Origin of the sequence: Natrinema sp. H-ect4 (assembly GCF_041894845.1) — an archaeon.
Classification (GTDB): Archaea; Halobacteriota; Halobacteria; order Halobacteriales; family Natrialbaceae; genus Natrinema.
On sequence record NZ_JBHDYC010000009.1, the window covers coordinates 70,044 to 82,427 of the forward strand.

General features: G+C 51.7%; 13 protein-coding genes. 5 read left to right on the forward strand and 8 right to left on the reverse strand.

Annotated features, from left to right (window positions below):
- Nucleotides 1–68 precede the first annotated feature (68 nt).
- Genes ACEWFR_RS12935 through ACEWFR_RS12965 form a run of 7 tightly spaced genes read right to left on the reverse strand, consistent with a single transcriptional unit; the run spans nucleotide 69 to nucleotide 7,756 of the window.
- Complete coding sequence (locus ACEWFR_RS12935) at nucleotides 69–380, reverse strand: hypothetical protein (protein WP_374061428.1); 312 nt, start codon at nucleotides 378–380, stop codon at nucleotides 69–71.
- Nucleotides 381–428: 48 nt separating this feature from the next.
- Complete coding sequence (locus tag ACEWFR_RS12940; RefSeq protein ID WP_374061429.1) at nucleotides 429–848, reverse strand: hypothetical protein; 420 nt, start codon at nucleotides 846–848, stop codon at nucleotides 429–431.
- Nucleotides 848–2,770, reverse strand: coding sequence for a type IV secretory system conjugative DNA transfer family protein (locus tag ACEWFR_RS12945; protein ID WP_374061430.1), 1,923 nt, complete (start codon nucleotides 2,768–2,770; stop codon nucleotides 848–850). Before ACEWFR_RS12945 ends, ACEWFR_RS12940 begins: the two co-directional genes overlap by 1 nt.
- Nucleotides 2,767–3,744 (reverse strand): hypothetical protein, encoded by a 978-nt coding sequence (locus ACEWFR_RS12950; RefSeq protein ID WP_374061431.1) that lies wholly within the window; start codon nucleotides 3,742–3,744, stop codon nucleotides 2,767–2,769. The genes ACEWFR_RS12945 and ACEWFR_RS12950 overlap by 4 nt, the downstream gene beginning before the upstream one ends.
- 6 nt (nucleotides 3,745–3,750) lie before the next feature.
- Nucleotides 3,751–6,237 carry an ATP-binding protein gene (locus ACEWFR_RS12955; protein WP_374061432.1) on the reverse strand — a complete coding sequence of 829 codons (2,487 nt, stop codon included), beginning with the start codon at nucleotides 6,235–6,237 and terminating at the stop codon, nucleotides 3,751–3,753.
- Nucleotides 6,230–7,378: a hypothetical protein gene (locus ACEWFR_RS12960; RefSeq protein ID WP_374061433.1), complete on the reverse strand. Its 1,149-nt coding sequence runs from the start codon at nucleotides 7,376–7,378 to the stop codon at nucleotides 6,230–6,232. Before ACEWFR_RS12960 ends, ACEWFR_RS12955 begins: the two co-directional genes overlap by 8 nt.
- Before the next feature lie 3 nt (nucleotides 7,379–7,381).
- A complete protein-coding gene (locus tag ACEWFR_RS12965; protein WP_374061434.1) occupies nucleotides 7,382–7,756 on the reverse strand; it encodes a hypothetical protein in 375 nt (124 codons plus the stop codon).
- A 184-nt stretch (nucleotides 7,757–7,940) separates the two neighbouring features.
- On the opposite strand from ACEWFR_RS12965, the gene ACEWFR_RS12970 reads away from it, so the two are divergent.
- Nucleotides 7,941–8,525 carry a hypothetical protein gene (locus ACEWFR_RS12970; protein WP_374061435.1) on the forward strand — a complete coding sequence of 195 codons (585 nt, stop codon included), beginning with the start codon at nucleotides 7,941–7,943 and terminating at the stop codon, nucleotides 8,523–8,525.
- Nucleotides 8,526–8,530: 5 nt separating this feature from the next.
- Here the strand turns inward: ACEWFR_RS12970 and ACEWFR_RS12975 are convergent, their stop codons facing one another.
- The gene (locus ACEWFR_RS12975) at nucleotides 8,531–8,953 is read right to left on the reverse strand and encodes a hypothetical protein (protein WP_374061436.1); all 423 of its coding nucleotides are present in this window, start codon (nucleotides 8,951–8,953) and stop codon (nucleotides 8,531–8,533) included.
- A 258-nt stretch (nucleotides 8,954–9,211) separates the two neighbouring features.
- On the opposite strand from ACEWFR_RS12975, the gene ACEWFR_RS12980 reads away from it, so the two are divergent.
- From ACEWFR_RS12980 to ACEWFR_RS12995, 4 genes are read left to right on the forward strand one after another with little or no spacing between them, the layout of a single operon-like run.
- Nucleotides 9,212–9,820, forward strand: coding sequence for a hypothetical protein (locus ACEWFR_RS12980; RefSeq protein ID WP_374061437.1), 609 nt, complete (start codon nucleotides 9,212–9,214; stop codon nucleotides 9,818–9,820).
- A 53-nt stretch (nucleotides 9,821–9,873) separates the two neighbouring features.
- Complete coding sequence (locus ACEWFR_RS12985) at nucleotides 9,874–10,068, forward strand: hypothetical protein (RefSeq protein ID WP_374061438.1); 195 nt, start codon at nucleotides 9,874–9,876, stop codon at nucleotides 10,066–10,068.
- Entirely contained in the window at nucleotides 10,065–11,786 is a 1,722-nt protein-coding gene (locus tag ACEWFR_RS12990) for a hypothetical protein (protein ID WP_374061439.1), read from the forward strand. The genes ACEWFR_RS12985 and ACEWFR_RS12990 overlap by 4 nt, the downstream gene beginning before the upstream one ends.
- 18 nt (nucleotides 11,787–11,804) lie before the next feature.
- Nucleotides 11,805–12,377: a hypothetical protein gene (locus ACEWFR_RS12995; RefSeq protein WP_374061440.1), complete on the forward strand. Its 573-nt coding sequence runs from the start codon at nucleotides 11,805–11,807 to the stop codon at nucleotides 12,375–12,377.
- Nucleotides 12,378–12,384: the final 7 nt, after the last annotated feature.

Sequence of the window (12,384 nt, forward strand, 5' to 3'; positions counted from 1 at the left end):
GTCGTAGCTGCATATTGCAGTTACTGCGCTTCTTGAAGATTTTCGCTGTCAAAAGTCTGAACCTGATATCACCCTACGAAAGGTCTCGAATTGACCTTATGGGCAGGAACGGCTTTTTCCCCTGTCTCCGGTTGGCTGTTGTCCTCGATCTGGTTGTGGAGGAGGACTCTGTTCAGTTCTGTTTTCTCCTGCTGGGTCAGTTCCTCGTATGTTTCTTCGATGGATGTGGCTGTCGTGTGGTGTATGCCGACGGTGTCGGCTGCGTTGACTTTGCTCTGGGTTTTCTTGGCTTCGAAATAGGCTGTGAGTGTTTCGAGTTGTTTTTCTCTCCCGCTTAGGGGGAATTTCCAGAGTATTTCCTTGATCGAGTCTCGTTCCATTTATAATACTGACACTATACTTACACTCTTTTAAATGAGGGGGTTGGGCTACCCCATCTTCTGCTGAATCTGCTTCTTGAACAACCTGAACGACTCATTCAACTCATCCACTTCCTGCTCGAGATCTACAACTCGCTCAACCAGCTCTCCGTGACTCATGTCCTCGTACTCAGTCACATCCTCGGAATCAGATTCCTCCAGGTACTTCAGGCCCTCATCGCTCAACTCTGCCTGCTTCGGATGCTGGAACACTCGCTTCTGTCCGTCAACCACTCTCTCAACCATCTTATCCGGCTTATTCACTACGACCAGGCCGAGATCTTCGAGCTTATCGAAGCTGTAGGAGACATGGTGGTTCTCCAAGGTGGTCTCCGCAGTGATCTTCTGGACATCGTCACGTCCCTCCTCGACGTGCTGGAGAACGACGTGATCCTTGTCCCGAACCTGATCGAAGATCTCTTCCTCCATCATTCTCCTTCTTCCAGCAGGACGCACTGTTGCTCAAGCTCAGTGCAGAACCCATCTTCCTCCCGGTGCAGGCAGAACGACTCCAGCTCCTCCTCGCTATTCTCCCCAAGCGCAGGGCACTCAGGCTCAACCGCTTCATCGTGGACCTGCAGTTCTCCTTCACCGACTTCGATCACACGGTACTCGCTGTCCTCGAGATCCCCGAACTCGGTGAACTCCTCACCTTCCTCATCGGTGTAGTAGCTGTAGTTGCCTTCATCATCCTCGTACTCATTTCCGCGGCGATTCTTCGGATCGTCGACGATGTTCTGCAGCTTGGCAGCCTTCCCTTCCTCGACGACGTAGAACACCTCACGATCTTCCTCAGTAGCCCGTTTCAGGTTGCGCAGGACTTTGACCGGGCGAGACAGAGTCGAATGTTCTGCTTCGAGATGAGCGATACCTCCATCCGGCATGTGGACGTGACCGTCCGGCTTGTCATCTCCCGTATCTTGGTACAGCAGATTGACCTGGAAGCCACGTTCACTCAGTTGCTTCTTCGCTTCTGCCAGCAGTTCGCGGTGCTTGTCCCCTCCAGCGTTGTTACCCTGTCCGAGGCTCTGAGAGGCCTTGACCTGTGAGGTTCCCTGTGACGTAGCGACCGTTCCGTCCTCTTTGAGCTGGTCGACGTCGCTGTAGTCAGCCTCCCATGGCGGATACGTGTCGAACAACGTAGCCGAGTTATGGCTTTTCTCACTCGGCTTCTGCACTGCCGCACGGAACTTCCCTAAGGCCTTCAAACGCTGCTTGGAGAGACCTTGGAACATTCCTGCGATCCGATTTTCATCTTCGCTTCCGCTGGGGTTGAACGCGATCTTGGTACGGCAGTTGTTGGTGACTGCCCGCCGCATATCCGTCGCCAGTTGATGGAGGTACTGCGTGGCGAGCCAGCAACCGAGACGGTACTCTCGAGCCTCGGACAGGATCTTTGTGAAGTTGCTTCCTTCCCCTCCGAAGTTCTGCAGCTCATCAACGTACAGGTAGAACGGCGTCCGGTGTTCCGCCGGCTGTGTAACCCGGCTTTGAGCCGCAGCCCAGATCTTCGTGATAACGATGCTACCCACCAGCTGTGAGACCGTCTCTCCGACCTCTCCTTTCTGGATATCGACGAGTACTATCTTACCTTCGTCGACGGCTTCACGGAAGTCAATCCCAGACTCCTCAGGGCCGATGACTCTTCGGATGGTTGGGTTCATCACGAAGTCGTTCAGCCGGCGCTGTAGGGGTTCCATCTCGTAGCTGCTCATATCTTCCTTGACTCGGACGAGTTGCTCTCGAATGATTTCGTCCTCAGTCTCGTCGATCAGCTCGGTGAGGCTGTCCTGGTCGACGACGCACCGGAAGACGTCGAGTAAGCTGTTGCCGGCGTCTTTCTGGATGTTCAGGTCGAGATGTGCCCTGAGCAGGGTTTCGAGGACACGTCCGAATTGGTCGCCCCAGTTCTCGCTCTGCCGTTTAAAGAGATCGATGAGGTCGGAGACGATAATCTCTTTCTGATTCTCCTTCTGTGCTTCAGACATTTCCTCGGAGACGTAGGGATCGAGGACGTTGATCGGCGTCACTGGATCATGTGCTGGATTGATGTAGACGACGTCGTCCTCACGATCCTCAGGGAGCTTGGCGAGGAACTCGTCTATCAGATCGCCTTTCGGGTTCACGATGGCGATTCCGTGGTCTTTCTCGGCGTCCTGCAACCCTACGTGGGTCATTAGCTGTGACTTGCCGTATCCGGTCGGCCCGACGTTCAGGACGTGCGTCAGGCGTTTGTCGTCACTGAGGCCGATGTTCTCCTCGACACCGAGGTCACTTTCTCGGCTGCCGAGATACGTCGTACTCAGGTTTTCTGTGCTGCTGATCAGGGTTTGGACTTCTTCGGGATTCATGGCTGGGCGAACTGGATGTTCTCGCGGTTGTTGTCTGGAAGCGATACGAATGCAGCAAGCTCGTTGAGTGAGGCCTGGAATTTCCGGCCCCAACCCGCGTACTTCCTGTCGGCTACTGCCTGGAGAAAGTCGAAGATCCGCTGCTCTCGCAGGGCTTCAACGGTGACGGTGTCGAGGTACTGCCCTGTCTCCGGGTTCTCGTAGGTGTTGTAGCTGCCTGCGAGCTCTTTCACCCGGCTTTTCGTGTACTCTTCAGCGCCGAGGACGGCGAACCGGATACTGGTGTGGAACCGGCTGTTCCCGGCCTTGGCCTCGATGGCGTCGGCCTGCCGTTTCTCCCGCTTTGTCGGAGATCTAGATCCCCAGAGCTGTTCTTTCTCCTTCTTCAGGTAACGGATTTGCTTGTAGGCCTGTTTCTTCCACAGCCAGCGCTGAACACGTTCTCCGACGACTGGCTTGAACAGTACCTGGACGACGAAGCTCGTATTCTGCATCGCGTGTCGGTGGAAGGTGGAGACCAGCGAGTTGACGGGTGGGTCGTCGAAATCAGTCCGGAAGGGATACCAGTCTCTACGTCCCGAAGTCAGGAAGCCGCCGCCAGCCGTGGATTCTTCACCTCCTGGAAGGCCTTCGACACCTTCATCGAACTCGACACTCGGCACCTGATTCGACAGCTGGGTTCTGACCTTCCTCTCCAGCCTCTTTGTGGGCGTGGAGAACTGGAACGTGAGTTTGTCGGGAGTGTGTCTCCGGATCTCGAATGCTATGGTAGGTGAGGCGTTTCTCAGTTTCAGCCACTTGGTTTGGAGCTCTCGAATCCCGGCGGCGAAGTTGTCCAGGGTTGCAGGCAGATCCTCGTCTTTCGGAGGCCTGACTTCGACGTTGTACCAGTTTTCGCTGCTGTAGCTCAGCCTCTCTGCTTGTTCCTCTTCGAGGGTGACGTGGTCGTGGTAGAGACGATTTCTGATGCTCATAGCTTTTCAGGCCTCCTTGACAGCGTTGTAGGCATCTACCAAGCTGAAACAGAAGTAGAGAAGCAGTGTACTGATACTAAATGTCAGAATCAGTTTAGCTATCACACCGAATATCGAATTGGATTCGACGAGGTTGTCGGAACTAACGGCGGCTAATGCTATGACAAAGGTTATACCTAGGAATAAACCACCTGCAATCGCCAGCCCTTTAATCCAGTTAGGGATACCGAAGCTGGTCTCTGCAGTCGTGTCGTTACTGTTACTATCATTTTTCAAGGGTTCAGACGGTGTGGCGTTATCGCTGTTACTTGACAGGGAGGGCCAAGAGAGAGCAGGGAGGTCTATACGAGATAGAGACTCAATGATAGAGTTAGTATCTTCTTCGGCATTTTGAGCTTCTTCAGAGATCTCAGAGAAGCTGTGTTCTCCGTTGTGGTCTTTCTCAAAGTCGCTGTAAGCAGGAGAGATGTTGTCCGCGATCTCTCCTTTCTCGATGATCGATGCCTCAACGTCGGAGGCCTCCACCTTGATTTCAGATTCGAACTGGTTGCTGACTGAGAGAATCGCCTGACTGTAATCCGTAGAGTCTTGATCGCCTTTCGCTAGATTATACAGGGAAGTTTCCGCGACCGTAGACAGGTTGAATGCTTCTGCAGGCCTGTTGTCCGCTTCTTCGTGGGCGAAGAGGGCCTTACAGGGAATGTTCTTCAGAATGTCTTCGCCGTCTTCGGTGCGGTAGAAGTCGTTGATTGTCTGGGTGATGAGAGTGGCTGCTGTGTTTGAGGAGCGTGCCTCCCTGACTAGGGTAGAGAGGACTGAGGCTCCTTGTTCAGTTTTGAGGAGGCGGTGAGCTTCGTCTACGACGACGATCGTCTTTGCACTGGTTTGTTGAGCGCTGTGATAGGCTTCTTCGACGTGTTGAATGAGCTCTTGTGCGTCATCGCTGACAGATCCCTTGAACTCGAACCGGTTGACAGAGGCGTAGTTCCTGAGAACTTTCTCTATCTCGCCGTACTCCGGCTTTGGATCAACTATGTTGATCTGTAGGTTGTCGTAGATTAGGCTGGAGCGGAGCAGGAGCAGTTTCGAGTAGAAGCTTTTCCCGGATCCGGTAGCTCCGGCCAGTACTTGATGTCCGGCGTTCCATTTGAACCGGTCAAGGATTATGGAGGCGTCAGTCGAGTTTCCGACACCGAAGAGCACTCCGTTTTCGTCGATGCTGGACGTCGACGTGAATGGGAATCCGCTTGCTGCACTTCCCGCTGGAACCAGTAGTCCTTCATCCAGCTTATCAGGAAGGCCTGGCATCGTCGTGTAGTGACTTTGGTCGGTGCGGAGAGCCGTATTCCGGTATTTGATGCCGAGTGTTTTCAACCGGTTCTGGACCTGTCTCAGCGTGGCTTCACAGGCCTCATCGTTTTCTCCGTAGACGGTGATGTAGACACCGTATTCTACAGGTTGGTCGTCTTGATCTGCCAGCAGGTTCTGGAACCAGTCAACGTCGTCAAGCAGGCGTTCCAGCCTTCTACTGCTTCCGTAGCCTTTCCTGACCAATGAGTCGTTCTCCGCTTCAGCCTTGTTCTCCAGCTTTTGAAGACTGGAAACAGTATCTGCTGCCTCTCTCGGATTCACAACCTGCGTGACATCAACCAGGCCTTCGACTTGGAGAAGCTGAGTTATCCAGCTGAAATCAACGTCACCCGGGTACTCGGAGACGCAGACTGTCTTGCTGGACGTCCTGTTCTCCGAGTCAGGATAGGTGAGGTTGTTGTGGTTCACCTCGGGAGTTGGCTTGACTTCGTTTCCTTCGAACTGAGATACCCTGTTTGTGGTGAGGCCTCCCGAGTTCAATTGCTCCTGGATCTCGTCGACACGGTTCTCCAGTTCTTCTATATCTCCGTCTTCAACCCGGACTGAGACATAGTGGGTTGTCTTGTTCTGTCCTGCCTCCTGAAGGCGGTGACAGTAGTCGCTGTAGCTTTCCTGGACTTTGTCGCTGGTATCCAGTTCGTTGAGATGGGTTTTGAGGTCGATCGGGCTCTGAGTGCTGTAAACCGTGACTTGGTAGTCGACGGTCTGCAGCAGGTCTTGGTACAGCTTGTGGAGTGCAGCTTTTTCGCTTCCAGACTTTAGCTCCAGGTTGATGGGTTCAACTTCGATTAGTGCAGTGACTGAGTCACCTGCCTTGATCAGACCTTGTTCTACTTCAGGAGTTACGTCGATCTCCTTTTGCGTCGTCCAGCGCAGGGCTTGGTACAGATTCTGATCAAGAGGACGTCCCCAAGGCCTCCAGATCGCCCAGGTGCTGCCGAAGACAGTTGAAGCAGCGAACACTGCATAGGCTGTGATAGACGGGTTTGAAGCGGTGTAGATGTAGAGGAATGCGATGCTGGTTGGAAGACCGAATCTAGCGAGATCTCTCGAGTCGAATTTACCGAGGAGTTTCAGCGTGACCTGTCCCAGATCCGCCGGCATCCGTACCTTCTCAGTCATTGTTATCACTCCAGTTGCTGCGGAACTCGTCCGATTGCTGCCGCTTCTTCCGCCTGTACGACTTCAGTCGGCGGGCCTCATCCTGGGAGAGATCAAAGTCAGTATCCTGTCCATTGTTTCTGCCTCTCTTGTAGCGGTAGGCCTGCTTAGCTCGGCTCTTCACTCCCTGGCTGACGACGTATGCCTGTCCGATAGCTGCTTGACTTGCTCCGTAGAGCTGGTACGGGACGAGGATGAGGAGTGAGAAGGCGGCTACTCCGAGTATCCAGTTTGAGATACTGGCCGGGATGCTGGCTCCGTTTCCTTCCAGCATTGCGAAGCTGAACTTCAGGACAAGCATGTCCAGCGGTGCCATTGCGAGTGCGGTCCACCAGCCGGCGATGAACGTATCCGCGTATCTCTTCGCCTTCGGAATACTCCAGGCCAACGCCAGTAGTGGGCTTATCGCGGCGACGAACATGATGTAGACGTTCCTGACGATGAACATCACCACGACCACGAGAAGCAACGCAGAGTTGACGACCCAGGCCAAGACAAGTCCTGTGGAGAGGCCTGCTAGTTCCGTGATGCTCATAGATAGCTGGGCTGGGGCGAAGGCGTACACCAGTGCGTTGCTCAGTTCTACGGCGTACTGAAGCAGGGGCAGCGAGATTGTGGAGAATATCAGTGCTGCTCCTATCCGCGGTAACACCATTCGGACCTCGCTGTAGGAAATTCCGAATAGCGGTCCTGTGATGTAGAGAAGACCTGCTATCATGAAGCCGATCCCGGACAGCAGGTAGGTGACCAGCAAGACGTCGCTGTGGACGTCTTCGACTGCTGGGTTCGGGTAGATGTCGGGCGTGTGCATCAGGATGATCGAGAGGAAGTTGAGAAGTTGCTGGGCGACAAGCCTGAAGGGTTCAAAGATTACTGCGATCAGGATCTCTTTCAGGGTTTCATCCCAGCTACCGGTGAACTCTTGGAAGTCCTCGATCAGGTCTTCAATCGCTCCAGTAACTCCACTAAGGTCGATAATAGGGCCGTCTTCATCGTCGCCGGGTGGGGTGGTCGTATTTTCACCGGCTTGAGCGGCTACGGGAGCTGTAAGAGTCCCTATCAGCAGCAGTGCGCCCAACACTGTGGTTATCGGTCTCTTCATGGGTTAGGTGCAGAAGCTGGGGCTGAGTTGGCTGATCAGGAAGGCCACCACCATGTTTGCGGACGCGAGGATGACGACTCCCAGAATCGTGTTCTTCGCCAATTGCTTTCCGCGTCGGACCCAGTCTTCTCCGAACGGGCCTGCGATCATCAGGCCTGCTACGGACATCCCGATAACGCCGAGTGCAACTCCTCCGGTAAAGGCCAGCACCTCCACTGTGTTCAGCAGGTCAAACAAGGGTTGCAGCGAACTCGGAATCGTACAATCTTCTGTCGCTGACTGCGCTGCCACCGGATTAGTTAACAGTGCCAATGCGACTACCGCCGGAAAGGCCTTACTCAGTCCGTGTTTCAAGCCTTGGTGCAGGTTGGAAGCCATGCACTCTCAACTACAACGGGCTGGATACAACAAAAGTATCAAAATTAGAATATTTTAGCTGTTGATAGCAGGTTAGAGGGATCGATTTAGGGGATTATAGAGGTTGTTCTGTTTAGTTCGGCTCTTAGAGATGGTGGGGTTTCTGCGGAAGATTATAGTATTCTACCCAGTTAGAAATTTCTAAATGGGTGACGAAGATTCGGACGGAGATAGTTTCGAGTGGGATCTTCAGTCTTCAAGGGTAAGTGTTGGAGGTAAACTTCCGATTCCTGAGGACTTCCGGGATGGAGTAGTGATGGACTCTGGGAATGATTCTTCTACTTGGTGGGGATACGATAAGGAGGCTGGCTATGCGTTTCTATCAAGCGATTATACAAATGGCGGTCGGTTCATTACGATTAACAATCGGTCTTACAAGTTAGAAAAAGGTAGCAGGGTTACTATTCCAAAGCCAGAGAGTGAAGAAGTTACAGAAGGTGTTCTTGGCGGCAGCCCTCCAAGTAAACACAGCGTTGTGTATTTTTATTCTGATTCGAGGATGGACAGCTGCGAGCCGTATTCAGTAATAGTGTTGAGCAAAGAACAACTCGCAGAAGTCATTGATAACGAGGAATTGTTTTCAGAGCTCTTTGATGCCACTGATATTGGTGGTGCTCCGGGTCCTACTCCATCGAATTTGGCCAAAGAAGTAAGAGAATCTGATAAAGAAAGACTTGAAGAAGAAATTTCGGACGAGACATTTCAAAGAAGGTTTCCAGTTCCGGAGTAGGTGGTTTACAGTAGTTCTTCGAGGTCTCTGCTCTCGTCCAGTTCCTGAAGTTCCTGTACCAGATCTCGCTTTTCCTCAAGGAGATCTTGCTTGTCCTGCCAGACAGACTCCTTTGCTTCCCACTTTTCCTGGTACAGTACCTGTAACCGGTTCCGAATCTTGACGTCGTCATTTCCTGGAGCTCTGTTAGCTGACTCTAACCGATCTTTCTGCCTGCGGATCTCAGCTTCAATCGATTCTATCTTCTCCTCGTGGATCTCTTTTCGCTCATCGAGCTGGCGGTAGATCTGTTCCAGCTGCTGTTCCAACCGCTCCTTCTCGTTGCGGATGCTTTGCTCCAGGAATCCGTCGATGTCGTTCCAAGAGGAACTATCGTAGAGGTCGTAGTCGACAGGGTCCTGGACGACGTAGTCCAGAGAATCCGGCATATCGAGTATAAACTAAATAGGAGTTAAGAACCCTACCCAAAGGAGCACTTCACCTTTTAAAGTACTAAAAAGAAATTCTATGCAAGGGAGAATTTTGTGATAACCCGTCAAAATCCCATACTATTCAGGCCCTGCCAAAGTTGCGGTGAAAATATCCAGCTCACTATCGACGATCTCCAGTCCTGTAATCAACGTACCCTGTGCTCGGCCTGCAGCCTTCTGAACAGGTGAAGAAGTATCGCAGGTAGAGCACTTCTCTTGGTTCTCTGGAAACTACTGAAAACGCTGTTCACAGTATTCAAGATAGGGAAATTCGCAGTTTTCAAGGCGTTGTTCCGTATCAAGGCCCTGTTTTCGCGGAACTTGGGGCTGTGGGGTTGGAGTGTCCTAGCAAGTATTCTGGTTTTCGAACATAAAGAGAAGATCGAGTTGGCGATTGAGCAGGGGTCTCCGGCACCAGTCATACTGTCCTACGGTACGATTCTGGGCCAGAGTATTCAGACCACGATAGCGGAGTTGCAGAGTATTTCCGGTGCTTCCGGGATGGAGTATCTTGTTATCGGTTTTGCTGTAGTCAGCGCTGGTGCTCACGTTCTCTGGTACTTCAAGGCCTTCTACTATATCAGTGTAAGAGCGTTCGGAGAGAACATTCCTCCGATCTACATCGTACTGGTCAGTATCGTGATTTATTTCCTGGTCGTGTTTGCTGCGACCGGATGGGTTCCGGATACTGGCACGTTTGAGGCCTTGTCGAATCTGCCTGAACTGTTTGAGTTCGAGCGAGCGAATCCGTTTTTTGATCCGGTTAGCGGGGGTAATGTGACGAACTCGACTGCGTCAGGTGTAGGTAACTCGACTCTGGAGTAACTGGAGGCCTTCCCCTTTAAAAGTAGTACTTACCACTTTAATTAACAGTAGTCATGGATGACGGGCTTGACCACGACCTAAGTGAACTAAGAAACGCAGAATACGGAACCGGAACGGTCTGGGAAAGAAGCGCTAACGGACAGAAACTGCTTACAGTCCCTTCCGGTTGCAGCATTGAGCCCGGAGATGATGTAGTAATAATTCCTGAGTCACTATTCAAAGAGATCCGTGAGGTACTCGATATATGAAAACTGGGAAAATACTACTTGCAGCAATCTCTTTTGCACTTTTAACAACATTCACAGCAGCAACTCACACCGGAGAAACCACGGTAAAGCCCTTGAACGAGACAGTTATCGACAGTAACTCCTCGATCAATGGCTCGAACATATCCCAGAACACGTTTCCATTCACTATGCAGGTACAGAACGATTCGATTGTAGCTGATATCTCGCTTGATTTCCCGCCACAGAACTACACTGGACAAGTCGAACTCGAAAACAACTACAGTCACAGCTACAAGCTGAATCTTCAAAGATACACGAACTGGTCCCTCACCAAAGACAGGATCGAGCGCACAGTAAGCGTCGGAACCTCAGGCAGATTCACGAACCAGAGCATCGCCCTTCGCGGAAATACGGATACAACTGTTTCGACGGATATCTCCGGAAACCTCTCACAGTATCTCGACGTCACTGAGGAGACCACGGTCTTCCCAGGTGTAGACAGCAGGATCGTATTATCCTACCAAGTGCCGAGAACCACAGAATACGGGAATTACACCGGAGTTCTGAACCTGACCGGTGAGTACGGAGATCATCAGGAAGTCCCGCTCAGGTTCCAGTTCAAGGATAATACGACGCCTGAAGTAGAGTCGGTTGAGACGCCGAGCTTTGAAGCTGGTTTTCCTAGTGAGTTCGCTGTTCAGGCCTCCGACAACATCGGTGTGGAAACAGTCCAGGCCGAAGTCTTGGAGACAGTGACCATCAACGGATCTGAGGAAAACAGGTCTGTACAAGACTTAGAGTTCACCCATCAGAACAACACTGATCTCTGGACGGCGACACCGTCAGGCGACGAGAATGGGACGTACATCGTCGACGGCACGGTTGTTGACGAGGCCGGAAACAAAGTGAACTTCACCTCAGAATACACGGTAAGGCCTCTAAACGCAGTGAATCTGGATTCTGGTTCTATCGAGTTGAATAATTATCGTGTGGAGACAGAGATCTCGGAGAGATTTGGAGACATAAATCGGTCTACCAGGATGAATGTAGAGCTGGAATCGTTCAGTCAGCCTTTGCAGAGTCCTAACGAGACATGGACACTGGCTGTACTAACTGATTCTGGGAAGCAATTTCTCAGGGAAGAAGGCTCGACTGTGACGGTGAACGGGCCGACTGATCTTGACCTATTCGTATACAGTAATACGGCGGAACGGTTCAATGGAGAGCTCAGCTTCGATCCCGAAGGCGAGCATGTCCCGGTGGAGAAGAAGACGTTCAGCGGCAGTTATCTTGACTGCCCTGTCCCTGAGGAGAAAACAGTAGGTGTGTTCAACAAGACGATCAGGTTCACGCCGACGAACAGCGATAACTGCGGCGAGGCTGCCTTGAATGTCTCCTACCAGATCTTGATGAAGAACATCGACAGTATGGACGAGATCGGGGACAGTATGGGTCTGTACTTCCCGAGACAAGTAGAACAGGATATCGACCAGAAATGGAAGCAGAGACTCGAGGATAAAGACGAGAAACTTGAACAGGCTCAGGAAAGAGCATCGGATGAGGATTTCTCGGGCGATGTATATAAATTGCTTCTCGCATTCGCAGTACTGGCCTTGTACTGGGAGAAGAGGGAAGCAAAATCATGGTACTACGTCCGTCTCAGGGACACAAAACCGCTTAGAGAAAAAATGGCGCTGTCTGATGACGATGATGAGGACAGTGGCTTCGGTCTATTTTGATTTGAGGTAATCTATGCTATGGCAAAAGAAGGATTCGTAATCGACAAATTCCACGGCGAGTACTTTGGAGGTCTCGACAAATTAAAAGACTCGGAGAATTATCCCGGTCGTAAAAAACCTGTAGTAAAGATGCTAAATACGCATCCAAGTAAGCTAGCGCGGCGTTCAAAGAAGAAGGAGTTCCCATATGCCTTGGATCCTCAGAAGAATATCAAGAGGATCGATGATCACTCAGGAGACTTCCCGATAATCATCCTGGAACCGACGAAGGATGTTCCAGATCTTACTGAGGAAGAGTACAGGAACACGATTGGGTATCAGGAACACGAAGGCGAGAAAGAGAAAGTGGACAAGTGGGAGGAGAAATACAGAGACAAGAAAAAGGAATTAGAATCGGCAAGAAAGGAGCTTGAGACTCTTCGTAAGGAGAGAGAAGAGCGGGAGGAACGCGAAAAGGCATCGCAGACCTCTAACTCAAACAACGTCAAGTGTCCTAACTGCGATTCCTCAAACCCTCAAAGCAAGTGGGAAGACAACAACGGGTACTGCCCAAGTTGTGACGACAAAACACTTGACGAGGTCAAAGGGTGAGAACTCG